Consider the following 24,812-nt stretch of genomic DNA (forward strand, 5'->3'; position numbering starts at 1 on the left):
CGTGGAGCCGCCGGCCTCGGCCGGCGCGCTAGAGCAGCTCCCTCAGCTGTTCCTTCTTGACCTTGCCGGTTTCGGTCATCGGCAATTGGGCGACGAAGCGGATCTCCGGCAGCTTGTAGCTGGACAGCGTCTTGGCGCACCAGGCGCGGAAGGCGGCTTCGCCCTCGGCGCCGCGCCGGTCTTCGGCGAGCCAGACGAAGGCCACCGGCACCTCGCCCTTGGCCTCGTCCGGCCGGCCGATGACGCCGCTGCCGAGCAGGCCCGGATATTGGCCGAGGATCGCCTCGATCTCGCCGGGGAAGACACTCATGCCGTTGACCTTGAGCATCTCCTTGCGGCGGCCGAGGAAGTGCAGGATGCCGTCGCTGTCGTAGACGCCGATGTCGCCCGTGTGGAACCAGCCGTCCCGGAAGGTCCTGGCGCTTTCGTCGGGACGGTTCCAATAGCCCTTCAGCACCGAGGGCGAGCGGATGCAGATCTCGCCCTCCTCGCCGAGCGGTTTCAACGCGCCGGTCTCGAAGTCGCAGATCTTGAAGTCGGTGCCCGGAACCGGGAAACCGACAAAGACCGGCTGCGACTTCAGGTCGAAATCGTCCTCGTCGAGGCCGAAATTCATGGTGTCGCAGGTGTGCGTCTCGGTCATTCCCCAGGCGACCTCGCGAATGGTCGAGCCGGTCAGGTCGCGCCAGCGCCGGCGGAACTCCGGGTTGAGCTTCTTGACGAAGGAAATGCCGCCGGTCCGTTCCAGGCTGGTGAGGTCGTAGTCGCCCCGGTCCTTGTGATCGAGGATCTCGACGGCGCCGTCGACCAGGAAGCTCGCATGGGTGACCTTGTAGCGGTCGATCGCCGCCATGCAGGCGACCGGATCCCAGCGGGTCAGCAGCACCACGGTGCTGCCGGCGAAGATCGGGAAGATCAGGCCGAACACTTCGCCGGCCATCCAGAACACCGGCAGCATGCAGAGATAGGTGCTCTTGGGCTCGATGCCGAGCGAGAACGGCACCGTGGTCGCCGCCGTATAGACCATGTCGCCCTGGGTGTGGATGCAGCCCTTGGGCAGTCCGGTCGTGCCGCCGGTGTAGTTCAGCGCGGCGATGTCATCGAGCGTGATGCCCGCCGGCGCGACGAAGGGCTTTCCCGTCGCTTCGAGCGCCGGCAGCAGGTCGATCGCACCGGCTATGTCGCGCCTGGCTTGCAGGAGCGCCGGCGGCGCCGGAATGTCCGGCCTGGCCGGCGCCATTTCGCCGAGCGAGGTGACGACGACATGCGCGATCTGCGTGTCGGCGCGAACCTCCTGGACCACGTCGTGCAACTGATCGAGAACCACGATCAGCCGGGCGCCGGTGTCGACCAGCTCATAACGAAGCTCGGTTGCCTTGAACATCGGATTGACCGGCACATGGATCGCGCCGAGCTTCAGGATGCCATAGAAGGCAATGAAGAACTGCGGGCAGTTCGGCATGTAGACGGCGACCCGATCGCCCTTGCCGATGCCTTTTTTCATGAGGAATGCGGCGAAGCGGTCACTCAGCCGGTCAAGCTCGGCATAGCTCAGTTCCGCCCCGTAGAAATTGACGGCGGCCTTGGCCGGCTGAAGCTCCGCCCAGCGCCTGAGATAATCGGTGAGCAGTACCCTGCCGAACCGGTATTGCGGCTCCTGCGGCCAGCCCTTCGGCCAGCGCTTGGCGCGCAGCTCGGCAAGCCGGGCCAGATAGTCGGTTTCCTCCACGGGGCCTCCTGATGGTTCTTGTTATCAGGCGAGGCTGGCCTCATATTTCACAAAAATCAATAGCTGTATTGATTAAGCCCGATGCGCCGCTATGCGCTGGCCCGGTTCGGCCGGGCCCGGCCGGCCTTGGTCAGCGCCGGGGCCTTGGCCGTCCGGCCGGGTTTCGCGGCGGCCGGCTTGTTCAGCAGGCCGTCGAACAGGATCTGGATCACGCTGTCGCTGAACGACCTGATATGGGCGGCATCACGGACCTCGATGCCATAGATGCCCTCGACCATGGCGCGAAGCCCGAAGGTCAGCGAGGCGGCCGAGGTGATGGCATTGGTCACGTCGTGAACCGGCAGATCGGGGATCGCCTTTGCCGCAATGGCTTCGCGCACGGCCTCGTCGAAGACCCCGAAGCCCGGCGCGAAATAATTGTCGACGAGCCATTTCAGGCGCGGACTGCGCGCCGTGCCCTCATGGACGGCGATCCGGACGAAGTCGGGATTCTCGGCATTGGCTTCGATCAGCCTGCGGGTCAGCGCCTTCAGCTTGTCGACCGGGTCGAGACCGGCGAGATCGCGCGTGGCCATGCGGAACAGCGCGCCGCGCTTCTGCATCATGCGCTTGATCGCTTCTTCCCAGAGCTTCGATTTCGAGCCGAAATGATAGTGCACCATCGACTGGGTGAGGCCCGCGGCTTCGGCGATCGCGCCGGTCGTGACCGGATCGTAGCCGTAGCGGGCAAACAGCTTGAGGCCGGCATCGAGCAGCATGTCGCGGGTCTGGTCGGCATTGCCGCGGTCGGCGAGCCGTGGCCGGCCGGGCGACCGTTTCACGGCCACGGCTACGGCGTTCGAAGGGCCGGATTTCTTGTTCTTCTGGGTCATGGACCGGTTCTAGCGCGGCAGCGCGCGATTTGAACACATGCTAGCGCGAACGGTCGGTCGCGCAATAATTAATTGACCTATTGATTTTTTCGAAAGGACCAATAGGGTCGTCCGCCAGGGGAGAGCAAATCTCCCGCATAAGACCCTTGGGAGGACGGAGCGATGATTTCACGGCGTATGTTCACGGCTTCGGCGCTGGCGCTTGGCGCGGGCCCGGTCCGGCAGGCCTTCGCCGCCGCCGGCGATCCGGTGAAGATCGGCGTGCTCAGCGACATGTCCGGCATCTTCTCGGATTTCGGCGGGCGCGGATCGGTCGTGGCGGCGACGCTCGCGGTCGAGGATTTCGGCGGCTCCCTGCTCGGCAAGCCGATCGAGATCACCTCGGCCGATCACCAGAACAAGCCGGACCTGGGCGTCGGCATCGTGCGCAAATGGTATGACGTGGACGGCGTCGACGTGATCGTCGACGTGCTGAATTCGGGTCTCGCCTTGCCGGTGCAGACGCTGGCGCAGGAGAAGAACAAGCTGGTCATCTTCTCCGGCCTGAACAACAAGGATCTCAGCGGCAAGCTCTGTTCGCCGCACGGCGTCGTCTGGGGTTATGACAGCTATTCGCTGGCCAACGGGGCGGCGACCGGCGTCATGCAGGCCGGTGGAAAGTCCTGGTATTTCATCACGATCGACTATGCCTCGGGCCAGACGCTCGAGCAGGACACGGTCTCGGTCGTGCGCAAGAACGGCGGAACCATCGCCGGCACGGTTCGCTACGCGCTCGGCACGAAGGATTTCGCCTCGTTCCTGCTGCAGGCCCAGGCGTCGCGCGCCGACGTGATCGCGCTGGCCACCGGCGGCTCCGACACCCAGACCATGATGAAGCAGGCGGCCGAATTCGGCATCACCCAGCGCATGGTGCCGCTGTTCTTCACCACCATGGATATCCAGGCGCTCGGGCTCGAACGCGCCCAGGGCGCACCGGTCGTGACCGATTTCTACTGGGACCAGAACGACCGGACGCGAGCCTGGAGCAAGCGGTTCCAGGAGCGTCACGGCGGACGCATCCCGACCGATGTCCAGGCGACCGTCTACAGCAGCACGCTGCACTATCTCAAGGCGGTCAAGCAGGCCGGAACCAAGGACAATGCCGCCGTGCTGGCGGCGCTCAACGCGCTTCCCGTGGAAGACTTCATGACCAATGGTGCGCGCATTCGTCCTGATGGCCGGCTGCTGCGGGACATGTATTTCGCCGAGGTCAAGAAACCCTCGGAATCGAAGGCTGCGAACGACACGCTCAAGATCATCTCGACCATTGCCGGCGCCGAGGCCTACCGGCCGGCGGACGAGAGCGAATGTCCGCTGCTCAAGCGCGCCTGATCGGCCATCGAACGGCTCCGGTGTCCCGGAACACCGGGCCTTTGCGCCGCGATCACAGGAGCGGGGCGGGCCACCATGCCGCCTCGCCGGGACCAGAGGATCCATGTTCAGGAAACTGCTGATAGCGAACCGGGGCGAGGTCGCGGTGCGGATTGCGCGGGCGGCGAGCGAGCTCGGCATCGAGACCGTCGCGGTCTACGCGGCCGAGGACGCGGCGTCGCTGCATGTGCGCCGGACCGATATGGCGATGGCGCTGCCAGGGACGGGGGCGGCGGCCTATCTCGGTAGCGCGGCGGTGGTGGCTGCGGCGGTCGCGGCCGGCTGCGACGCGGTCCATCCGGGTTACGGCTTTCTCTCCGAGAATGCCGCATTCGCCAGGGCTTGCGCCGCGGCGGGCCTGACCTTTGTCGGCCCGAGCCCGGCGACGCTCGACCTGTTCGGCGACAAGGGCGCGGCGCGGCGGCTGGCGCGCGAGGCCGGCGTACCGCTGGCGGCGGGCACCGAAGGCGCGACCAGCCTTGCCGAAGCCGAGGCCTTCATGGTCTCGCTCGGCGGCCGACCGTTGATGGTCAAGGCGGTGGCCGGCGGCGGCGGCCGCGGCATGCGGGTGGTCGACAAGCCGGCCGATCTCGCCGAGGCCTATCGGCGCGCCGGTTCGGAAGCCAAGGCGGCCTTCGGCTCGGATGCGCTTTATGTCGAGGAGCTGATCCGGCCGGCGCGTCATGTCGAGATCCAGGTGCTCGGCGACGTCGCCGGCCAGGCGATCCACCTGTTCGAACGCGAATGCAGCCTGCAGCGGCGCCACCAGAAGCTGATCGAGATCGCGCCGGCGCCCGGGCTCGATCCGGCCTTGCGCGACCGGATCGCCGCGGCCGCGGTCAAGCTTGCCCGGATCGCGCGAACCCACACGCTGTGCACGTTCGAATTCCTGGTCGAGCCGGGGACGGACCAGCCCGGCCGCTTCGTCTTCATGGAGGCCAATCCGCGGCTGCAGGTCGAGCACACCGTCACCGAGGAGGTGATGGGCGTCGATCTCGTCCAGACCCAGCTGCGGCTGGCGGCGGGCCGCTCCCTCGCCGAACTCGGGCTGACGCAGGAGGCCGTCGGGCGGCCGCGCGGCATGGCGGTGGAGCTGCGCATCAACATGGAGCGGATCGGGCCGGATGGCTCGGCGGCGCCGACCGGCGGCACGCTCGGCGCCTTCGATCCGCCGGGTGGCGCCGGCATCCGGGTCGAAACATCAGGTTATGCCGGCTACCGGACCACGACCAGCTTCGATCCCTTGCTCGCCAAGGTCATTGCCTTCGCGCCGTCGGGACGGCTGGAGGATGCGCTCGGCCGCGCCTATCGGGCGCTTTGCGAGTTCCGCATCGAGGGTGTCGGCACCAACCAGGGGTTCCTGCAGAGCCTGATCAAGCGCCCCGAGGTGATCGCCGGGGCCTTCGATACCGGTTTCGTCGAACGGCACGCGGCCGACCTGGTCTCGGCCGCCGGCGGTCACCCGCGGCTGCATGCCCAAGCCGGCGACACGGCTGGGGCGACCGGGACCGGTGGCGCGGTGCTGGCGGGACCTGTCGGGACGGTCGCCCTGCTGTCGCCGATGGGCGGCCGGGTGGTCAGCTTCGATGTCGCGGAGGGCGACGCGGTCGGCGCCGGCCAGCCGGTGGCGGTGATCGAGGCGATGAAGATGGAGCATGTGGTCACCGCCAGCCAAGCCGGCTTCGTCCGGCTCGTCGCCGGGGCCGCCGGCGACAATATGGTGGCCGACCAGCCGCTGGTGTTCATCGAGCCGGGCGAGGTCGATATTGGCGCCGGCGACGACGCCGGGGCGCAGCGCGCCGACCATGTCCGCGCCGACCTCGCCGAGGTCCGGGCCCGCCACGAGGCGCTGCTCGACCACATGCGGCCGGCAGCCGTCGCCAGGCAGCATGGCCGTGGCGCCTTGACCGTGCGCGAGCGCATCGCGCGTCTCTGCGATGCCGGTACTTTCAGTGAAATCGGCGGATTGATCCGCAACGACAAGGTTGAGAAGGATGCGCCGGCCGACGGCGTCGTGGTCGGTTCGGCCCGGATCGACGGCCGCCATGCGATGATCATGGCGCAAGACTTCACGGTTTTCGGCGGCAGCTCCGGCCATCTCGGCGGCGACAAGATGGAGCGCGCCGCGCGGCTGGCGAAGAACCAGGGCATCCCGGTGGTCATGCTGCTCGACGGCGGCGGCCATCGCATTCAGGACGGCCAGAGCTCGCGGGCCTATGCGGCCGCCGTGACGATCTTCCACGAGTTCGCGCGCATGTCGGGATGGGTGCCGATGGTGTCGGCGGTGCTCGGCGCCGGCTTTGCCGCCAATACCAACTATAGCGGCATGGCCGATTTCGTCGTCATGGTCCGGGGCCGCTCGACCATGGGGCTCGCCGGGCCGGCCTTGGTCAAGGCGGGAACCGGCGAGGATAGCCATGCCGAGGCGCTCGGCGGCACGGCGATCCAGGTCGATCGCCAGGGCCTTGCCGATCTCGGGGTCGACAGCGAGGAGGCGGCGCTTGCCGCGGTGAGGCGCTTTCTGTCCTATCTGCCCGCCAATGCCGGCCAGGCCCCGCCGATGACGGAAGCCCCGGCCGTGGAACCCGATGGCGCGGTGCTGGAGCACATCGTGCCGGTGAATACGCGCAAGTCCTATGACATGCGCGAGGTCGTCCAGGTGGTGGCGGATGCCGGCAGCCTGTTCGAGATCAAACCGACCTTCGCGACCAATATCATCACCGCGTTCGGCCGCCTCGCCGGCCGGCCGGTCGGCTTCATCGCCAACCAGCCGCTCTCGCAGGGCGGCATGCTGGATGCCGACGGCTCCGAGAAGGCCGCGCATTTCATCGCGCTCTGCGACGCCTTCGGCCTGCCGCTGATCTATCTCGTCGACATTCCCGGCATGTCGATCGGCAGCCAGGCGGAGCGGACCACGCTCGGCCGGCGCAGCGCCAAGCTGCTGTTCGAGCTCGGCCACGCCACCGTGCCGCGCATCTCGGTGATCCTGCGCAAGGGCTACGGTCTCGGCTATCTCGCCATGGCCGGCGGCCGCAGCTTCGATGCGGATGCCTGCTTCGCTTGGCCGACGGCGGAGATCTGCGCCATGTCGGTCGAGGGATCGGTCGATGTCGCCTATCGCCAGGACTATGAGCGCGCCGCCGATCCGGCGGCGCGGCGGCGCGAACTGATCGCCGAGATCCGCTCTGGAATCAGCCCGATCAAGGCGGCCGAAGGTTTCGGCATCGACGACGTCATCGATCCCGCCGACACCCGCGCGCGGCTGATCGAGGTGCTCGATCGCGCGCCGCTTCGGCGTCAGAATGACATGCCACCGAAGGTCCGGTCGATCGCGCCGATCTGAGGTGGCCGTGGTCGGCCCCGGCCGATCCAATGCGCCGTGCTCGCAGGAGCAGGGCAACAAGAAGCGATGGCCCTGGGAGTAACGCGATGAGCCGCACCGATCTCGTTCCCGCCCGCGAGGACTGCGTCCTGCGCTCGCTGCTCGACCGCCATGCCGAGCAGACGCCCGAGCGGATCTTCGCCATGTTCGAGGACGGCAGTGAACTCAGCTATCGGCAGCTGCGCGACGCGGTGCGCCAGACCGCGCGTGGATTGCAGGATCTCGGCGTCGGCCAAGGCGACCATGTCCTGGTCTGGCTGCCCAACGGTGCCGACATCCTGCGCCTGTGGTTTGCCATCAACTATGCCGGCGCGGTCTATGTGCCGATCAACACGGCCTATCGCGGCGGCATCCTGGAACATGTCCTGCGCAATTCCGGTGCCCGGCTGATGATCGCCCACGCCGCCCTGGCGGAGCGGCTGAAGGAGGCCGATACGGCCGCGCTGGAGCGGGTCGTCGTGCTGCACGGGGAGGCCACGCCGATCGGCACCCTGGACGTCCTGCCGTCGGAGCGGCTCGTCGGTTCCGGCGAGGTCCTGCCGCTGGAACGGCCGATCGAACCCTGGGACACCCAGAGCATCATCTATACGTCAGGCACGACCGGGCCCTCCAAGGGGGTTCTGTCGTCCTATGCCCATCTCGGCGCCATGGGCAATGCCCTGGTCGCCGATGTCGATGGCGTGGCCTTCCTGGACGCCTCCGACCGCTTCATGATCAACCTGCCGATGTTCCATGTCGGTGGCACCGCGCCGACCTATGCCATGCTGGTCAAGGGCGGCTCGATCATGCTGCTCGATGCCTTCGACACGGCGTCGTTCTGGGCGACGGTGAACCGCTCCGCGACCACGGCGGTCATCCTGCTGGGCGTCATGGCGACCTTCCTGATCAAGCAGCCTGTGCTCGCGGGCGAACGCGAGACCACGCTGAGACAGGTCATCATCATTCCGCTGACGGCGGAGGGCGTCGCCTTCCGCGAGCGCTTCGGCGTCGCGACCCACACCCTGTTCAACATGAGCGAGGTGTCGTGCCCGCTCATCGCGGAGCTCGATCCGACCGTGGTCGCCACCTGCGGCAGGCCGCGCAAGGGCGTTCAGGCGCGCCTCGTCGACGCCAATGACTGCGAGGTGGCGCCTGGCGAGATCGGCGAGCTGATCCTGCGCACCGACAGTCCCTGGGCGCTCAACCACGGCTATAACGGCGAGCCGGCGGCGACCGCGCGGGCCTGGCGCAATGGCTGGTTCCACACCGGCGACGCCTTCCGGATCGACGAGCACGGCAACTACTTCTTCGTCGACCGGTTCAAGGATTCGATCCGCCGGCGGGGCGAGAACATCTCCTCCTTCGAGGTCGAGCTGGAGGTCTGCGCCCATCCGGCCGTGCGCGAGGCGGCCGCCGTCGCCGTGCCGAGCGAATTCAGCGAGGACGACATTCTGGTGGCGGTGTCGCTGACCGAGGGAGAACGGCTGGACCCGGCCGACCTCCTGGCTTTCCTGATCCCGCGCATGGCCCATTTCATGGTGCCCCGCTACGTCAGGATCATCGACGAATTGCCGAAGACGCCGACCCGCAAGGTCGAGAAATATCTGATCCGCCAGGCCGGCATCACCGGCGACACATGGGATCGCGAGCGCGCCGGCATTTCGGTCCGGCGCGACCCGTTGCAGCGCAAGGCCTGAGACGCGGCGAGGCCGCCGATCCGAACCGGCGAAATGAGGTGACCCGATGATCCACGATCCCCGTATCCCGCCTGCCGAAGACTGCGTGCTGCGTGATGTGCTCGACAAATTCGCCGGGCAGACGCCGGACAAGGTGTTCGGGGTGTTCGAGGGCGGCGTCACCTGGACCTTCGCCGAGCTCAGGCAGCGTGTCCGGGCGACCGCCCAGGCGCTGCGCGGGCTCGGCGTCGGTCAGGGCGACCATGTCCTGGTCTGGCTGCCGAGCGGCCGCGAGGGTCTCAGGGTCTGGTTCGCGGTGAACTATCTCGGTGCCGTCTGCGTGCCGATCAACACGGCTTATCGGGGACGCGTGCTCGAGCATGTCGTGGCCAATTCGGACGCGGTCGTCGCGGTCGCCCATGCCGACCTGGTGCCGCGGCTCGCCGAGGTCGACAAGGCGAGGCTGGAGCGCGTGGTGGTGCTGCACGGCAGCGCCGCGCCGGTCGCGGGCCTGGACCTGCTGCCGGCGGCGGCGCTCGACGGCTCCGCCGACGATCCGCTGACGCTCGAGCGGCCGATCGCGCCGTGGGACACCCAGGCGATCCTCTACACATCGGGCACGACCGGACCCTCCAAGGGCGTCTTGTCCTCCTACCTGCACCTGCATTCGATGGGCGAAGGCTTTCCGCTGGTCGACGGCACCGACCGCTTCCTGGTCAACCTGCCGCTGTTTCATGCCGGCGGCACCGGGCCGGTCTACTGGATGCTGTGCCGGGGCGGGTCGATCACGCTGGTCGGCACCTTCTCGACCGAGAATTTCTGGCCGACGATCCGCGAGACCGGCACCACCACGCTGATCCTGCTTGGCGTCATGGCCGGCTTCCTGATGAAGCGGCCCGATGACGGGGCCGACAAGGGCGCCTTGCTGCGCTCGGTCATGGTCCTGCCGCTCGACGAGGACGCGATCGCCTTCGGGCGCCGCTACAAGCTGCCCTGGATGACCGTGTTCAACATGACGGAGGTCTCCTGTCCGCTGGTCTCGCCGCTCAATCCGACGGTTGCCGGCAGCGCCGGCCGGCCGCGTGCCGGCGTCGAGGCGCGCGTCGTCGACGAGAACGATATCGACGTCCCCATCGGCGCGGTGGGTGAGCTGATCGTGCGGACCGACCGGCCCTGGGCGCTGAACCACGGCTATTACAAGAACCCGGAGGCCACCGCGCGCGCCTGGCGTAATGGCTGGTTCCATACCGGTGACGGTTTCCGCGTCGACACCAATGGCGAGTTCTTTTTCGTTGATCGGATGAAGGATGCGATCCGCCGCCGTGGCGAGAACATTTCCTCCTTCGAGGTCGAGGCGGAAATCTGCGCCCATCCGGCGATCCGCGAGGCGGCGGCGGTCGCGGTCGCCAGCGAGGTCGCCGAGGACGAGGTGCTGGTCGCCGTTTCGCTCGGCGCGAACCAGTGCCTGGATCCGGCCGAGCTGATCGCCTTCCTGCGTCCGCGCATGGCCCATTTCATGATCCCCCGTTATGTCCGCATCCTCGACGACCTGCCGAAGACCCCGACCCAGAAGGTGCAGAAGCATCTCCTGCGAACGGCCGGGGTGACAGCCGATACCTGGGACCGCGAGACTGCCGGCATCGTGGTCAAACGCGAAAAACTGAGCAGCTAGCTTCCGCCGTTCTCGCTGCCCCCCATCCCTGCGCCCACAGATCGAGACATCAGACATATGTTCAGGAAATTGCTGATTGCGAACCGGGGCGAGGTCGCGGTGCGGATTGCCCGGGCGGCGAGTGAGCTCGGCATCGAGAGCGTCGCTGTCTATGCGTCGGAGGATGCCGCCTCCCTGCATGTGCGACGGGCCGACGCCGCGGTGGCGCTGCCGGGGGCGGGGGCCACGGCCTATCTCGATAGCGCGGCGGTGGTCGCGGCGGCGGTTTCGACCGGCTGCGATGCGGTGCATCCGGGCTACGGCTTCCTGTCGGAGAACGCGGGTTTCGCCAGGGCTTGCGCCGCGGCCGGGCTGACCTTTGTCGGCCCGAGTCCGGAGACGCTCGACCTGTTCGGTGACAAGGGGGCCGCGCGCCGCCTGGCGCGCGAGGCCGGCGTGCCGCTGGCCGCAGGCACGGAGGGGGCGACCAGTCTCGCCGAGGCCGAAGCCTTCTTGGCCTCGCTCGCCGGCGGGGCTGTCATGGTCAAGGCGGTGGCCGGCGGTGGCGGTCGCGGCATGCGGGTGGTGGAAAAGCCCGATGATCTCGCCGAAGCCTACCGGCGGGCCGGTTCGGAGGCCAAGGCCGCCTTCGGCTCGGACGGGCTTTATGTCGAGGAGCTGATCCGGCCGGCGCGGCACGTCGAGATCCAGGTGCTGGGTGATGTCACCGGCCAAGTGATCCACCTGTTCGAGCGCGAATGCAGCCTGCAGCGGCGGCATCAGAAACTCGTCGAGATCGCGCCAGCACCTGGGCTCGATCCGGCCTTGCGCGACGCGATCGCGGCAGCGGCGGTGAAGCTTGCCAGGATCGCGCGGACCCACACGCTGTGCACCCTGGAATTCCTGGTCGAGGCGGCTCCAGGCCAGCCCGGCCGCTTCGTTTTCATGGAGGCCAATCCGCGGCTGCAGGTCGAGCACACCGTCACCGAGGAGGTGATGGGCATCGACCTCGTGCAGACCCAGCTGCGGCTGGCGGCGGGCAAGTCGCTCGCCGAGCTCGGATTGACGCAAGAGGCGGTCGGCCGGCCGCGCGGCATGGCGGTCGAGCTTCGGATCAACATGGAGCGGATCGGGCCGGATGGCTCGGCGGCGCCGACGGGCGGCACGCTCAGGGCTTTCGACCCGCCGGGCGGAGCGGGCATCCGGGTCGAAACATCGGGTTATGCCGGTTATCGCACCACGACCAGTTTCGACTCGCTCTTGGCCAAGGTGATCGCCTTCGCGCCGTCGGGGCGGCTGGAGGATGCGCTCGGCCGTGGCTATCGGGCACTCAGCGAATTCCGAATCGAAGGGGTCGGCACCAACCAAGGCTTTCTCCAGAGCCTGATCATGCGGCCGGAGGTGATCGCCGGGGCCCTCGACACCGGTTTCGTCGAGCGGCATGCCGCCGACCTGGTCTCGGCCGCGGGGCGCCATCCCCGGCTCTATGCCGAGGCGCGAGAGACAACAGGCACGCCCGAGCCCGGCATGGCGACGCTGGCTGCGCCAGCCGGGACCATCGCCCTGCTGTCGCCGATGGGCGGCCGGGTGGTCAGCTTCGATGTCGCGGAGGGGGATGCGGTCGGCGCCGGCCAGCCGGTGGCGGTGATCGAGGCGATGAAGATGGAGCATGTGGTCACCGCCAGCGAGGCCGGCTTCGTCCGGCTCGTCGCCGGGGCCGCCGGCGACAATGTGGTGGCCGACCAGCCGCTGGTGTTCATCGAGCCGGGCGAGGTCGATATTGGCGCCGGTGACGACGCCGGGGCACAGCGCGCCGACCATGTCCGTGCCGACCTCGCCGAGGTGCGGGCCCGGCACGAGGCGCTGCTCGACCATATGCGGCCGGCGGCGGTCGCCAGGCGCCGCAAGACGGGCCAGCGCACCGCGCGGGAGAATATCGCCGATCTCTGCGATCCCGGCTCCTTTGTCGAATATGGCGGCCTTGCGCTCGCCGCCCAGCGCCGGCGCCGGCCGCTCGACGAACTCATGGAAATGAGCCCGGCCGACGGGCTGATCACCGGCATCGGCGCGGTCAACGGCGCGCTGTTCGGCGAGGACGCGGCGCGCTGCATGGCGATGTCCTACGACTACACGGTGTTTGCCGGCACCCAGGGCTTCATGAACCACAAGAAGATGGACCGGATGTTCCGGCTCGCCGGCGAGTGGCGGCTGCCTCTGGTCGTCTTCGCCGAGGGCGGCGGCGGGCGTCCGGGCGAGACCGACTATATGGGCGTCGCCGGCCTCGACGTGCCGACCTTCCGCATGCTCGCGCGCTTGAGCGGCCAGGCGCCGACGGTCGCCATCGTTTCCGGCCGCTGCTTTGCCGGCAATGCCGCCATTGCCGGCTGCTGCGACGTGATCATCGCCACCGACAACGCCAATCTCGGCATGGGCGGCCCGGCCATGATCGAAGGCGGCGGGCTCGGCGTGTTCAAGCCCGAGGAGGTCGGGCCGATGAGCGTCCAGGCGCCCAACGGCGTCGTCGACATCCTGGTCAAGGACGAGGCCGCGGCGGTCGCCACCGCCCGGCAATATCTGTCCTATTTCCAGGGACCGGTGACCAACTGGACCTGCGCCGACCAGGACCTGCTGCGCGGCGCGATCCCCGAAAACCGGCTGCGCGCCTATGATGTGCGGGCTGTGATCGAGCTTCTCGCCGATACCGGATCGGTGCTCGAACTGCGTCCGGCCCATGGCGTCGGCATGATCACCGCGCTGATCCGTGTCGAAGGCCGGCCGCTCGGCCTGATCGCCAACAATCCCCGGCATCTCGGCGGCGCGATCGATGCCGAGGGCGCCGAAAAGGCGGCGCGCTTCATCGAGCTCTGCGAAGGCTACGGCCTGCCGGTATTGTCGCTCTGCGATACGCCGGGCTTCATGGTCGGGCCGGAGGCCGAGACCACCGCGCTGGTGCGCCGGGTCGCCCGGCTGTTCCTGTCGGGCGCCAATGCCACGGTGCCGATGCTGACCATCGTGCTGCGCAAGGGCTACGGGCTCGGCGCCCAGGGCATGGCCGCCGGCAGTTTCCAGGCGCCGCTGTTCATCGTCTCCTGGCCGACCGGCGAGTTCGGCGGCATGGGGCTCGAGGGCGCGGTCAAACTCGGCTATCGCAACGAGCTCGCCGCCATCGCCGATCCGGTCGAGCAGAAGGCCGTCTATGACCGCCACGTCGCCGAGCTCTACGAGCGCGGCAAGGCGGTCAACATGGCATCTTTCCTGGAGATCGACGGGGTGATCGACCCGGCAGAATCGCGCCACTGGATCATGCGCGCGCTGAAATCGGTTCCGAAGGCACAGGAGCCGGCCGGCAAGCGACGCCCGTTCATCACGCCGCGCTGAGGCAGGCTTCCCTTGGCGCTGGATGGATCGACAGGCGCAAGCCCGGTCTCGGCAAGGTCAAGGGCCTGATGCTACTGCGGAGTGGCATGGGCGGTTCTATCCGGCGCAAGCAAGTCGTGGATGCCCGGGACAAGCCCGGGCAGGACGATGTGGTGCGGGCAAGGGAACGTCTCCTGCCAGGCCGCCATCGCCCGGCTCTCTCCGTCTTGGCCGGGCTTGTCCCGGCCATCCACGACTTCATCCCCACCGTTGATCGAGAAAGATCCATTCGGGGCGCGGATCCGGTCAAAGGATCATGCTCGCCGACCGCAGCACCAGCCGCCCGCCCGCTCAGCGCAGCTTGAGCTCCATGCGCACCATGTCGCCGCGATAGATGCCGATGGCGATCAGGATCAGCCGGCCGTGCTGGTCGATCGCCGAGCGGTCGACCAGGCAGACGGGGGCGTTCAGGGGCATGTCCAGGAGCTCGGCCGTTTCCATGTCGGCGGTGCCGATGGTCAGCGTCTGGCGGGCATCGGCGATATTGATGCCCGGTATGCTCGCCGCCAGCCTGAGCGCCGTCTTCGAGGTGAAGGCGGCCTCGGGGATGCTCCTGGCGAGCATCTCGTCGATATAGACGTCGGCGAGCAGGAAGGCCTTGCCGTCGCGCGAATGGCGCCGGCGCAGGTGGCGGTAGTTCGGCGAGACGGTGCCGACCGCATGCGGCGCGTGCGGCAAGGGCACTCCCGCCTGGTCGGCGAGGATCTCGATATGGGCGCCTTCCCGCGAAATCAGCAGGCCGTTCCAGTCGGTCTCGACGTCGCACCAGATCTGCGGCTGGCGGCGCTCGTTGACGAAGGTTCCCTTGGCGCGAAAGCGCGACACCAGCCCTTCGCCCTCCAGCAGGCCGACCGCCTGCCTGATGGTCGAGCGGGCGACACCGCTTTCCTCGGCCAGTTCGTCGACGGTCGGAATCTGCTGGCCGACCGGCCACTGGCCGGAATCGATGCGCCGGCGGAACAGCGTCGCGAGCTGAATGTAACGCGATATGCCGCTGCGGCTGAAATCGGCTTTTCGGTCGGGCGATTGGCTCATTGCTCATCCATGCGGTTCGCCGGGCCCGGGCAGGCGCGGCGTCATGGCCATTGTCGAGCCCGGCATGGTCGGGTCCGGTCCCGTCCGCCCGAACAATGACGCAAGATACGATCTATTGACCGATAGGCCGAAGTCAAATCGCCGGGCGCCATGCCGGCGGCGCGGCGCAAACAGTCCGACATTCGGCCATCGGCCCCATGCGAGAGCCCAGGGGGCCATGGTCTTCTTGCCAAAGGTCATAAAGTACGTATGATTGGCCTAATGAACGAAAGACCCGAACCCAATCCAGCGAAGGGGCGCGCTGCGGCGAGGCGATAGAGCCTCTCCGGCAGGCCGTCGGACAGATCGATGAAATTGCACTGGTCTCCCCGCTCTCCCTTCGTTCGCAAGGTGATGATCGCAGCGCATGAGCTTGGCCTTCAGGACAGGTTCGAGCGGGTTCGCACGGTCGTCGCCATGACCACGCCCAATCCGGCGCTGCTGGCCGACAACCCCTTGTCGAAGATCCCGACCCTGGTGCTCGACGACGGCCAGTGCCTCTACGATTCCCTGACGATCTGCGAATATTTCGACGATCTGGCCGGCGGCAACATCCTGTTCCCGGCGGAACGGTCGGCGCGCTGGCGGGTGCTGACCTGGCACGCGCTGGGCAATGGCCTGCTCGATGTCCTGATCCTCTGGCGCAACGAGCGCGACAAGCCGGAAGAGCGGCGCACGCCGGAATGGCTGGCCGCGTTCGCGCTGAAGACCGAGCGGTCGCTCGACCAGATGGAGGCGCTCGCCGCCGACCTTCAGGAGACGCCTTTCGGCATCGGCCATATCGCCATCGGCTGCTGCCTGTCCTACCTGGATTTCCGGTTCGGCCAGTTCGACTGGCGCGCCGGCCGGCCGGGTCTCGTCGCCTGGCACGACACATTCCGCGCGAGGCCTTCGGCCATCGCGACGGAGGTCGTCGATGGCTGAACCGGTCAAGAGCGAACGCAGCGGCCCGCTCTCCCACATCCGCGTGCTCGACCTCGGCCGGATCATGGCCGCCCCCTGGGCGACCCAGATGATGGCCGATCTCGGCGCCGACGTGATCAAGATCGAGCGGCCCGAGGTCGGCGACGACACGCGCGCCTGGGGCCCGCCCTTCCTGAAAGACAGGGACGGCAAGGTCACGCGCGAAGCCGGCTATTATCTCTCGGTCAATCGCGGCAAGCGTTCGGTGACGGTCGACATGACCAAGCCGGACGGGCAGGCGATCCTCCGGCAGCTCGCCTCGGGCGCCGACGTCGTCATCGAGAACTTCAAGGCCGGCGCGCTGCAGCGTTATGGTCTCGACGCCGCGACCTTGCGCGGCCGCAATCCCCGCCTGATCTATTGCTCGGTCACCGGCTTCGGCCAGGACGGCCCGCGCCGCGACCAGGCGGCCTATGACTTCGCCATCCAGGCGATGGGCGGCCTGATGAGCGTGACCGGCGAGCGCGACGATGTCGCCGGCGGCGGGCCGCAGAAGGTCGGCGTGCCGATCGTCGACCTGATGACCGGCATGTATGCGGCGGTCGCGATCCTCGCGGCGCTGACCCGGCGGGCGGAGACCGGCGAGGGTGAGACGATCGACCTGGCGATGCTCGACGTGGCATCGGCCTTCCTCGCCAATCAGGCGATGAACTGGCTGATCGGCGGGCGCACGCCGAAACGTGGCGGCAATCGCCACCCCAACATCCAGCCGCAGGACGTGTTTCCCTGCGCCGATGGCCATCTGGTGCTGGCGGTGGGCAATGACGGCCAGTTCGCCAAGCTCTGCGAAGCGCTCGGCCGGTCCGAATGGGTCGTCGATCCGCGCTTCGCCACCAATGCCGCGCGGGTCGGCAGCAATGCCGTGCTGACGGGCCTGCTGGCCGCCGAGTTCTCCCGCTTTCCCCGGACCGAGATCACCGCCCTGCTGGATGCGGCGGGCGTGCCCTGCGCGCCGATCAACGAGGTGCCGCAGGTGTTCGACGATCCGCAGCTGAAACATCGCCGGATGTTGCGCGACCTGCCGCATCCCTTGTCCGGCACTGTGCCGCAGGTGGTCTCTCCCATGCGCTTCGAGACAGCAGCGCTCAGTTTCGACCGGGCGCCGCCGCTGCTCGGCCAGCATACGCGCGAGGTCCTGGCCGAGCTCGGCATCACCGACGAGGCTTTCACCGATCTCGCCGGGCGGGGCGTCCTGTGAGGCGGCGATCGGCCGACAGTCGACGCCTTTGATATCTGTTCCGTTCACGGAAAGGCCCGATGGCACGTATTCCGCTTCCTCTGCCTGAAGACATGACGCCGGAACAGCAGCGCGTCCATGACGCCGTGGTCTCGGGGCCGCGCGGCCAGATGATCGGCCCGTTGCGGGCCGCCATCCACAGCCCGGAGCTCGCCGAACGCTGGTCGCGGCTCGGCGAGTTCCTGCGCTACCACACCTGCCTGCCGGCGCGGGTTACCGAGCTTGCGATCATCGTCACCGGACGGCGCTGGACCAGCCAGGTCGAATGGTGGGTTCATGCCCGTGTCGGGCTCGAGGCCGGCCTGCCGCGAGACGCGGTCGAGGCGATCCGCGACGGCGCGGTGCCTGTCTTCGCGGATGCCGGCGATCTGGCGGTCTACGAATTCGCGCGGCAGCTTCAGCAGGAGGGCAAGCCGGGCCTCGACAGCTACCGGGCCGTCGAGCGCCATTGGGGCGCCCGCGGCGTGGTCGAGCTGACCGCGGTCATCGGTTACTACACACTGGTCGCGATGACCTTGAATGCCCATGAGATTCCCTTGCCGGAGGGCGTCGATCCGCCGCTGGCCGCGCTGTCCGACACGGGCCTGGCAACCTTGCCGGCGGCGCGCATCGCGGCCGGGCAGGAGGCCTGAGCCGTGGTCGCGATCGGGACAGCGCCGGCCCCTGCCACCTCGCGCCCGATGCGGCCGCTGCCATCGGGCGCCTGCGATTGCCACAGCCACGTCTTCGGCCCGTTCGATCGTTTTCCGCCACTGCAGCCGTCGGTCTACGACCTGCCCGAGGCCGGTCCGCCGGTGCATGCGGCCATGCGTGCCGGGCTCGGCGTCGCGCGCGGCGTCCTGGTTCAACCCGCCCCCTATGCGGACGACCCCTCGGCGCTGCTCGACGCCATCGCCGGGTCGGCGGGCGCGTTGCGCGGCATCGCGGTGGCGGGTCCGGACATCTCCGATGACAGGCTTGCCGCCTGGCGCCGCGGCGGCATCCGCGGCCTTCGTTTCGTCGACATGCGTGCGCCCGGCGGGGGCCGCTATCCCGGCAGCGTCGGCTTCGACGCGCTGATCCGGCTCGCACCGCGGCTGCGGGCTCTCGGCATGCATGCCGAGCTCTGGGCGACGGTCGCGGACCTCGCGGCGCATCTTCCCAATCTGCTGGGGACCGGCCTGCCGCTGGTGCTCGACCATATGGGATCGCCGGATGCCGCGCGCGGTTCGGCGGACCCAGCGTTCCAGGAGATCCTTGGGCTGCTCCGACACGATACTCTCTGGGTGAAGCTGCCGGTGTGCCGGGTGTCGAAGGCCGCGCCCGGCTATGCCGATGCCAGGCCGTTCCATGAGGCCTATCTCGCGGCCGCGCCGGATCGGCTGCTGTGGGGCTCGGACTGGCCCTATGTCCGCATGGTGCCGGCGCCCGATGCCGGGCGCATGCTCGACCTCTTTTTCGAATGGACCCCGGACGAGGCGGCGCAGCGCCGCATTCTCGTCGACAACCCGGCCCGGCTCTACGGGTTCGACACTGACCAGGGAGCGGCACCATGAATGGCCTCGACACCCTCCAGCGCTTCGGCGTGGAGATCGCCGATCACATCGCGACGGTGACGATCAAGGCGCCGCCGGTGAACGCTCAGGACCGGCTGTTCCGCGAGGAGATCATCCGGCTGTTCGACATCCTGAGCGATGCGCCGGACGTGCGGGTGATCGTTCTCACCGGCGACGGGCGAGCCTTCTCGGCCGGCGCCGACCTGCGCGAACGGCCGGCGCTCGCCGAGGAGCCGGGCGGCTATGGACGGCACAACCGGCTGGTCCGGGCCTCCTTCGACGTGGTCATGGAATGCACCAAGCCGGTGATCGCCGCCGTCAATGGCGCGGCGATCGGCGCCGGCTGCGTGCTGGCGCTGTGCTGCGACATCCTGCTGGTCGCCGAGGAGGCCTATCTGTCGATGACCGAGGTCGATTTCGGCCTCGCCGGCGGTGTCCGCCACGTGTTGCGGGCGTTCAGCCCGTCGGACGCGCGGCTGGCGATCTATACCGCACGGCGCCTCACCGGTGCCGAGCTCTACCGGATGAACGTGGCCTCGGCCTGCGTGCCGAGGGAACGCCTGCTCGACGAAGCCATGGAGATCGCCCGGACCATCGCGGCCAAGGTGCCGCTGGCGGTGATCGCAGCCAAGCGTTCGTTCGGGCTGACCGAGGAAATGCCGCTGCGCGACGGCTATCGCTACGAGCAGACCCAGACCGCCGCATTGGCGACGACCGAGGACACCAGGGAGGCCCAGCGGGCCTTCGCCGAAAAGCGCAAGCCGGTGTTCCACGGGCGCTGAGCAGGCCGGGCGCGGCCGCGCGTCCCGTCACGCGGAAGCAATGGGAGATCGCGTGAGGTCGTTTGCGACGGGGATGTTCGCCGGGCTGGCTCTCATGACGGCCGCGACGGCTGCTTTGGCCGATACGGAGCGCACGCGCAGCCTCGTTCGTTCCGGCGACACCACGATCGACGTGATCGTCGAGGGCCGGGGGCCGGTGGTCGTGCTGCTGCCGTCGCTCGGGCGTGGCTCGGCGGACTATGACGCGGTTGCCGAGGGGCTGGCGGCGGCGGGGTACCGGGTGCTCAGGCCGCAGCCGCGCTCATGGGTCGAGCTTGATGCCGGTCGCCTTGACGATCTCGCCCCAGCGCTCGAAATCGGCGCGGATATAGGCGGCGAAGGCCGCTCGGTCGAGCGTCGAGATCAGGCATCCCTGGTTCTCCAGCGTTTGCCGCGCGGCAGGGATCGCGAGCGCGTCCTTGAGGGCCCCGTAGAGCCGGTCGAGCCGATCCTCCGGGGTGGCCTTGGGGGCGAGCAATCCGTACCAGGTCTCCGAGATCACATCGAGGCCGGTTTCCGGCATGGCCGGAACGTCGGGGAGGAGCGCGAGCCGCTGCTTCGCCGTCACGGCCAGCGCCTTCAGCGCACCACTCTGGATCTGTGCGATGAAAGCCGGTGCGTCGGCGAGCATGAACTGAATGCGGCCGCCGAGCAGGTCCATCAGCGCGGGCGCGGCGCCACGATAAGGCAGGTGCGTGACCTCGATGCCGGCGCGCAGGCGGAACAGTTCGCCGGCCAGATGAAGCGACGAACCGACGCCGGCCGAGCCATAGATGAGCTCGCCGGGCCGCGCCTTGGCGCGGGCGACGAGCGCGGCGACGCTGTCGACCTTGAGGTCCGGCGAAACCACGAGGATCTGCGGCGTCGCCATCGCCAGGCCGACCGGAACGAGATCGCGCAGGGGATCATACCTGAGGTTCGTCATGAGATGGGGCAGGATCGCCATGGCGCCCGTGCTGATCATGCCGATGACGTGACCGTCGGGCGCCGACGCGGCGACCGCCGCCGCGCCAATGGTGCCGCCGGCACCGGCGCGATTGTCGATGATGATCGGCTGGCCCAGCTGCTTTTCCATCGCTTCCTTGGCCACGCGGGCGACCAGGTCGGCCGGGCCGCCGGCCGGGAACGGCACCACCATGCTGATGGTACGGCTCGGATAGCCCTGTTGGCCGAGAGCCGGACCCACCAGCGCCGTGCCGCATACCGAGGCGAGAAATCCGCGACGATCGATCATGAGGACGCTCCGCTCCATTGTCCGCCCGGCACGGTCTCGCCGCCGAATGGCGAGCCGGCCCTGTTTTCTATTATTTGAAAGGTCAGACTATAGAACTATATAGGCAATGCAAGGCTTTTTGGCCCTGCGGCCCGGACCTGACGTGCCTTTGAGGCAAAGGGGCGCCCGCGAAATCCCGGCGTCCCGATGCCCCGGCGTCAGCGCATGGGCGGGGCGTATTGCAGGCCGCCGCGGCTCCAGAGATTGTTCTGCCCGCGCGGGATGGCCAGCAACGATCGGGAGCCGAGGTTACGCTCATAGGCCTCGGCGTAATTGCCGACCTGCCTGACGATCCGGAAGGCCCAGTCCTTGCCGACGCCAAGCCCTTCGCCGAGATTGCCGTCGACGCCAAGGAAGCGGCGGATTTCCGGATTGGCAGATTTCAGCATGTCCTCGACATTGTCCGAGGTGATGCCGAGCTCTTCGGCGGTGACCATGGCGAAATGCACCCATTTCACCAGGTCGGACCATTGCTGGTCGCCCTTGCGCACGGCCGGACCCAGCGGCTCCTTGGAAATGATCTCGGGCAGCACGACGAAGGCGGCGGGCTCGGCGAGTTTCAGGCGATAGGCATGCAGGGCCGAGGCATCGGTGGTGAAGACATCGCAGCGGCCGGCTTCGAGCGCCTTGATCGCCTCGTCGCCGCTGTTGAAGGCGACCGGCTCGTAGCGCATGGCGTTGCTGCGAAAATAGTCGGCGAGATTGAGCTCGCTGGTGCTGCCGGCCTGGACGCAGATGGTCGCGCCGCCGAGCTCGCGGGCGGATGCGACGCCGAGCGTCCGCCGCACCATCAGGCCCTGGCCATCGTAATAGTTGATCGCCGCGAAATCGAGGCCGACGGTGGTCTCGCGCGACAAGGTCCAGGTGGTCTGGCGCGCCAGGATGTCGATCTGCCGCGACGTGAGTGCGACGAAGCGGTCCTTCGGGTTCAGCGCGGTGAACACGACCTTGCCCGCGTCGTTGAACAGGGCGGCGGCGACGGCCCGGCAGATGTCGACGTCGAGACCGCTCCAACGGCCCTGGCTGTCGGGCAGGGAGAAGCCCGGCACCCCGGGGCTGACGCCACAATTGACCACGCCGCGCGCCCTGGTGTCGTCGAGCGTAGCGGCTGCGGCGGCGGTGGCCGGCAGCAGGGCCACGAGCATCAAGGCGAGAGCCTTCACGATGAAGGTCATGGGCGTTCCCCTGGCGTTATTTCGTGTTGAACGACTCCGCGATGGCGGCCTGCAGCAATCCGATGATGGCCTTGCGGGTCTCGAACGTGATGCTGGCGTAGTGCGGCTGGAGCACCACGTTGTCGAAGGCAAGCAAGGCCTGGTCGAATTGCGGCTCGACCGCGAAGACGTCGAGCCCGGCCCCGGCGATGCCGCCCGATGCCAGCGCCGCGATCAGGGCGGCCTCGTCGACCACCGAGCCGCGCGAGATGTTGATCAGGATGCCGTCCGGGCCAAGCGCCTCGAAGACGGCGGCATCGACCAGGTTCTGCGTCGCTGCGCCGCCGGGACAGGTCAGGACCAGGAAATCGGATTGGCGTGCCAGCTCCACCACGTCGTCGACAAAGGGATAAGGCAGTCCCGGCTTCCGGCGCGGGCCGGAATAGCGCACCGAGAGCCCGACGCCGGCCGCCCGCTGCGCCACGACCTCGCCGATGCGGCCAAGCCCGACAATGCCGCAGACCTTGCCCGCGACGCGCCGCGACGGCACCGGCCGCTCGGTCGCCCAGCGTCCGGCCCGCATGAACTGGTCGGCGCGGACGATGTTGCGCGACACCGCGTAGATCAGCGCGATGGCGAAATCCGCGGTGTCCTCGGTCAGCACGTCAGGCGTGTTGGCGACCGTGATGCCGCGTGCTTGCGCAGCCTCCAGGTCGATCTTGTCGAGGCCGACGCCCTGGCAGGCGATCAGCTTCAGATCGGGCAGGGCGTCCATCAGCGCGGCATCGGCGCCGGCCATGCTGGTGGTCAGCGCGACGCTCACGCCCGGCAGCGGCGGCCAGGCGCCATCGGAGCCGCGCGCGTGATCCCGCAGGTGGTATTGCGCCGAAAGCGCGTCCCGGAGATCCCGGGGAACGGTGGCGATCACCAGGACGGTGTCGGAAGCATCGGTCAAGGTTTGTCTCCGCCGGCTGCGGCCGCGCGGGCGACGCGCAGGCCGTCGAGGATCGCGGGCATCGCCTTCTCGGCTTCGTCCTGCAATGTGTCGTAGAGGCTGTTGCCATGGGCATCGATCGCAACCGTCAGCGGCCCGAGCTGCTCGACCCGCAATTTGACGATGCGGTAATGGGAGATCATGTCGTTCCAGCTGACCGAGACCACCTCGCGGATGGCTTCGGAGAGCAGGGTGCAGCCGCCACCGAGGAAGGAGAGATAGACGCAGCCGACCTCCTTCATCGCTTCGGCGCAGGCCCGGTCGAGCCCGCCCTTGCCGCCGACGGCACGCAGGCCGAAGGCGCGGATCAGGGTCGGCATATAGGGGTTGAAGCGCGTGCTGGTGGTCGGGTTGAGATAGAGCACGTCGAAGGCGCCGTCGGCCTCCGTGTTGTAGCTGCCGAGATGGAAGAAGCCGGCATGGCCAAGGTCGGTCGGCAGGGCCTCGCCGGTCTCCAGGCATTGCATGATGCGCTGATGGGTCGGCAGGCCGGCGGTCATGACGATCTCGCCGTCGAGATAGACCATGTCGCCGAGCGCGAGCTTGCGGATATCGGCTTCCTGGACCGGAAAGGTCAGGGTGTGGGTCTCGCCCATGACGCGCCTATTCGTGGAGGGTGACGGAGCCGTCGGCGCCGATGCGCGCGCCCATGCGCCGGTTGATCCAGCAGTTGAAGCAGACCGCGACCGGGACGAAGCCGTGGCTCGCGGCATAACCGACATGGACGCCGAGCGCGGTGGTGTCGCCGCCGGTGCCCATCGGGCCGAAGCCGGTGGCGTTGACCGCCTTGGTCAGCCGCTCCTCCATGTCCCTGAGGATCGGTTCGGGATTGACCGAACCGAGCGGGCGCAGCGTCGCCTCCTTGGCGAGTTTGGCGGCGTAGTCGAAAGTGCCGCCGATGCCGACGCCGAGCACGACCGGCGGGCAATGCTGCGAGCCGGCCTTCATCACGCATTGCATGACATAGGTCTCGATCGTCTCGAGCGACGGGAAGCTGAAGATTTCCAGCGCCGCCCAGCGCCCCGAACCGAGCGCCTTGGGCTGGCACATGATGTCGATGTAGTCGGCGCCGGCGATCACGTCGAAAGTGGTGACCGGCATCTCCTTGCCCTTGTAGCCGCGCTCCAGCGTCAGGGGATTGGTGACGTGTTTCAGGATCGGCGGCTTGATCGTCTCGACCAGGTGATCGAAACCGTCGGATATCGCCTGCCGGATGTCGAAACCGAGCGGGGCATGGGTGCCGATCTTGACGAAATAGACGGGAATGCCGGCATCCGAACAGACCAGGTGGTCGCGCTCTTCCGAAGCGATGGCGCTGCGCAGCATGAAGGCCAGGGTCTTTTTCGAGACCTCCTTCGTTTCGCTCTCGTAGGCGTGGCGGAGCGCGTCCTTGGTGTCTTCCGGCACCTTTTTCAGTGCCGCCTCGTAGAGCTGCGCGGCGACCGACTTCACGAGCGCGTAGGTGATGGCCATCGGTCGTCTCTCGGAGCTCCCAGGCGTGGCGGCGGGCGGCCATTCCATCCTGGCGGGCCCGTCGCCATGCCCGGGCGAAGCTACGAGCGCACCCCCTAAAGGTCAATAGTCTCACCTAACGAATTAAAAGGAGGATCGGAGCCGTGAGGACAGCATCGGGCCGGTGACGGGT

General features: G+C 68.1%; 18 protein-coding genes. 10 read left to right on the top strand and 8 right to left on the bottom strand.

All coding sequences use genetic code 11. From position 1 onward, the window contains the following. Positions 1 to 28: 28 nt before the first annotated feature. Positions 29 to 1,729, bottom strand: a complete 1,701-nt coding sequence (locus AC07WJ_RS06590; RefSeq protein ID WP_494933708.1) for an AMP-binding protein — start codon at positions 1,727 to 1,729, stop codon at positions 29 to 31. A gap of 89 nt (positions 1,730 to 1,818) precedes the next feature. Further along, complete coding sequence (locus AC07WJ_RS06595) at positions 1,819 to 2,601, bottom strand: TetR/AcrR family transcriptional regulator (protein WP_494933709.1); 783 nt, start codon at positions 2,599 to 2,601, stop codon at positions 1,819 to 1,821. Positions 2,602 to 2,763: 162 nt separating this feature from the next. On the opposite strand from AC07WJ_RS06595, the gene AC07WJ_RS06600 reads away from it, so the two are divergent. From AC07WJ_RS06600 to AC07WJ_RS06620, 5 genes are all read left to right on the top strand, one after another. Beyond that, complete coding sequence (locus tag AC07WJ_RS06600; RefSeq protein WP_494933710.1) at positions 2,764 to 3,972, top strand: ABC transporter substrate-binding protein; 1,209 nt, start codon at positions 2,764 to 2,766, stop codon at positions 3,970 to 3,972. A 103-nt stretch (positions 3,973 to 4,075) separates the two neighbouring features. Beyond that, positions 4,076 to 7,354, top strand: coding sequence for an acetyl-CoA carboxylase family protein (locus AC07WJ_RS06605; RefSeq protein ID WP_494933711.1), 3,279 nt, complete (start codon positions 4,076 to 4,078; stop codon positions 7,352 to 7,354). Between the two features lie 86 nt (positions 7,355 to 7,440). Next, positions 7,441 to 9,069: an AMP-binding protein gene (locus tag AC07WJ_RS06610; RefSeq protein ID WP_494933712.1), complete on the top strand. Its 1,629-nt coding sequence runs from the start codon at positions 7,441 to 7,443 to the stop codon at positions 9,067 to 9,069. 46 nt (positions 9,070 to 9,115) lie between these two features. Then, a complete protein-coding gene (locus AC07WJ_RS06615) occupies positions 9,116 to 10,720 on the top strand; it encodes an AMP-binding protein (protein ID WP_494933713.1) in 1,605 nt (534 codons plus the stop codon). Positions 10,721 to 10,777: 57 nt separating this feature from the next. Next, entirely contained in the window at positions 10,778 to 14,077 is a 3,300-nt protein-coding gene (locus AC07WJ_RS06620; RefSeq protein ID WP_494933714.1) for an acetyl-CoA carboxylase family protein, read from the top strand. 330 nt (positions 14,078 to 14,407) lie between these two features. Here AC07WJ_RS06620 and AC07WJ_RS06625 read toward each other — a convergent pair whose 3' ends face one another. Beyond that, a complete protein-coding gene (locus AC07WJ_RS06625) occupies positions 14,408 to 15,151 on the bottom strand; it encodes a GntR family transcriptional regulator (RefSeq protein ID WP_494933715.1) in 744 nt (247 codons plus the stop codon). Between the two features lie 348 nt (positions 15,152 to 15,499). Here AC07WJ_RS06625 and AC07WJ_RS06630 point away from each other — a divergent pair, with 348 nt between their 5' ends. Genes AC07WJ_RS06630 through AC07WJ_RS06650 form a run of 5 tightly spaced genes read left to right on the top strand, consistent with a single transcriptional unit; the run spans position 15,500 to position 19,707 of the window. After that, positions 15,500 to 16,114 carry a glutathione S-transferase family protein gene (locus AC07WJ_RS06630; protein ID WP_494933716.1) on the top strand — a complete coding sequence of 205 codons (615 nt, stop codon included), beginning with the start codon at positions 15,500 to 15,502 and terminating at the stop codon, positions 16,112 to 16,114. Further along, entirely contained in the window at positions 16,107 to 17,351 is a 1,245-nt protein-coding gene (locus AC07WJ_RS06635) for a CaiB/BaiF CoA transferase family protein (protein ID WP_494933717.1), read from the top strand. Before AC07WJ_RS06630 ends, AC07WJ_RS06635 begins: the two co-directional genes overlap by 8 nt. Positions 17,352 to 17,410: 59 nt before the next feature. Beyond that, positions 17,411 to 18,022 (top strand): carboxymuconolactone decarboxylase family protein, encoded by a 612-nt coding sequence (locus AC07WJ_RS06640; RefSeq protein WP_494933718.1) that lies wholly within the window; start codon positions 17,411 to 17,413, stop codon positions 18,020 to 18,022. A 3-nt stretch (positions 18,023 to 18,025) separates the two neighbouring features. Beyond that, the gene (locus AC07WJ_RS06645; protein WP_494933719.1) at positions 18,026 to 18,925 is read left to right on the top strand and encodes an amidohydrolase family protein; all 900 of its coding nucleotides are present in this window, start codon (positions 18,026 to 18,028) and stop codon (positions 18,923 to 18,925) included. Next, positions 18,922 to 19,707 (top strand): enoyl-CoA hydratase/isomerase family protein, encoded by a 786-nt coding sequence (locus AC07WJ_RS06650; protein WP_494933720.1) that lies wholly within the window; start codon positions 18,922 to 18,924, stop codon positions 19,705 to 19,707. Before AC07WJ_RS06645 ends, AC07WJ_RS06650 begins: the two co-directional genes overlap by 4 nt. A gap of 301 nt (positions 19,708 to 20,008) precedes the next feature. Here the strand turns inward: AC07WJ_RS06650 and AC07WJ_RS06655 are convergent, their stop codons facing one another. The 5 genes from AC07WJ_RS06655 to AC07WJ_RS06675 all read right to left on the bottom strand — a co-directional run bounded on the left by AC07WJ_RS06655 (position 20,009) and on the right by AC07WJ_RS06675 (position 24,640). Beyond that, a complete protein-coding gene (locus AC07WJ_RS06655; protein ID WP_494933721.1) occupies positions 20,009 to 20,980 on the bottom strand; it encodes a Bug family tripartite tricarboxylate transporter substrate binding protein in 972 nt (323 codons plus the stop codon). Positions 20,981 to 21,177: 197 nt separating this feature from the next. Continuing rightward, entirely contained in the window at positions 21,178 to 22,194 is a 1,017-nt protein-coding gene (locus AC07WJ_RS06660) for an amino acid ABC transporter substrate-binding protein (RefSeq protein ID WP_494933722.1), read from the bottom strand. 16 nt (positions 22,195 to 22,210) lie between these two features. Further along, the gene (locus AC07WJ_RS06665) at positions 22,211 to 23,128 is read right to left on the bottom strand and encodes a 2-hydroxyacid dehydrogenase (RefSeq protein ID WP_494933723.1); all 918 of its coding nucleotides are present in this window, start codon (positions 23,126 to 23,128) and stop codon (positions 22,211 to 22,213) included. Further along, positions 23,125 to 23,763: a fumarate hydratase C-terminal domain-containing protein gene (locus AC07WJ_RS06670; RefSeq protein ID WP_494933724.1), complete on the bottom strand. Its 639-nt coding sequence runs from the start codon at positions 23,761 to 23,763 to the stop codon at positions 23,125 to 23,127. Before AC07WJ_RS06670 ends, AC07WJ_RS06665 begins: the two co-directional genes overlap by 4 nt. Before the next feature lie 7 nt (positions 23,764 to 23,770). After that, positions 23,771 to 24,640, bottom strand: coding sequence for a fumarate hydratase (locus AC07WJ_RS06675; protein WP_494933725.1), 870 nt, complete (start codon positions 24,638 to 24,640; stop codon positions 23,771 to 23,773). Positions 24,641 to 24,812 lie beyond the last annotated feature (172 nt).

The sequence above is a fragment of the Phreatobacter sp. GW821-FHT04C01 genome (assembly GCF_059420385.1).

Excerpts from the sequence above, each read along its gene's own strand:
- AC07WJ_RS06675 (WP_494933725.1), bottom strand. The coding sequence starts at position 24,640 with ATGGCCATCACCTACGCGCTCGTGAAGTCGGTCGCCGCGCAGCTCTAC.
- AC07WJ_RS06600 (WP_494933710.1), top strand. The coding sequence starts at position 2,764 with ATGATTTCACGGCGTATGTTCACGGCTTCGGCGCTGGCGCTTGGCGCG.
- AC07WJ_RS06630 (WP_494933716.1), top strand. The coding sequence starts at position 15,500 with ATGAAATTGCACTGGTCTCCCCGCTCTCCCTTCGTTCGCAAGGTGATG.
- AC07WJ_RS06655 (WP_494933721.1), bottom strand. The coding sequence starts at position 20,980 with ATGATCGATCGTCGCGGATTTCTCGCCTCGGTATGCGGCACGGCGCTG.
- AC07WJ_RS06610 (WP_494933712.1), top strand. The coding sequence starts at position 7,441 with ATGAGCCGCACCGATCTCGTTCCCGCCCGCGAGGACTGCGTCCTGCGC.
- AC07WJ_RS06650 (WP_494933720.1), top strand. The coding sequence starts at position 18,922 with ATGAATGGCCTCGACACCCTCCAGCGCTTCGGCGTGGAGATCGCCGAT.
- AC07WJ_RS06635 (WP_494933717.1), top strand. The coding sequence starts at position 16,107 with ATGGCTGAACCGGTCAAGAGCGAACGCAGCGGCCCGCTCTCCCACATC.
- AC07WJ_RS06640 (WP_494933718.1), top strand. The coding sequence starts at position 17,411 with ATGGCACGTATTCCGCTTCCTCTGCCTGAAGACATGACGCCGGAACAG.
- AC07WJ_RS06620 (WP_494933714.1), top strand. The coding sequence starts at position 10,778 with ATGTTCAGGAAATTGCTGATTGCGAACCGGGGCGAGGTCGCGGTGCGG.
- AC07WJ_RS06605 (WP_494933711.1), top strand. The coding sequence starts at position 4,076 with ATGTTCAGGAAACTGCTGATAGCGAACCGGGGCGAGGTCGCGGTGCGG.
- AC07WJ_RS06625 (WP_494933715.1), bottom strand. The coding sequence starts at position 15,151 with ATGAGCCAATCGCCCGACCGAAAAGCCGATTTCAGCCGCAGCGGCATA.
- AC07WJ_RS06670 (WP_494933724.1), bottom strand. The coding sequence starts at position 23,763 with ATGGGCGAGACCCACACCCTGACCTTTCCGGTCCAGGAAGCCGATATC.
- AC07WJ_RS06595 (WP_494933709.1), bottom strand. The coding sequence starts at position 2,601 with ATGACCCAGAAGAACAAGAAATCCGGCCCTTCGAACGCCGTAGCCGTG.
- AC07WJ_RS06660 (WP_494933722.1), bottom strand. The coding sequence starts at position 22,194 with ATGACCTTCATCGTGAAGGCTCTCGCCTTGATGCTCGTGGCCCTGCTG.
- AC07WJ_RS06615 (WP_494933713.1), top strand. The coding sequence starts at position 9,116 with ATGATCCACGATCCCCGTATCCCGCCTGCCGAAGACTGCGTGCTGCGT.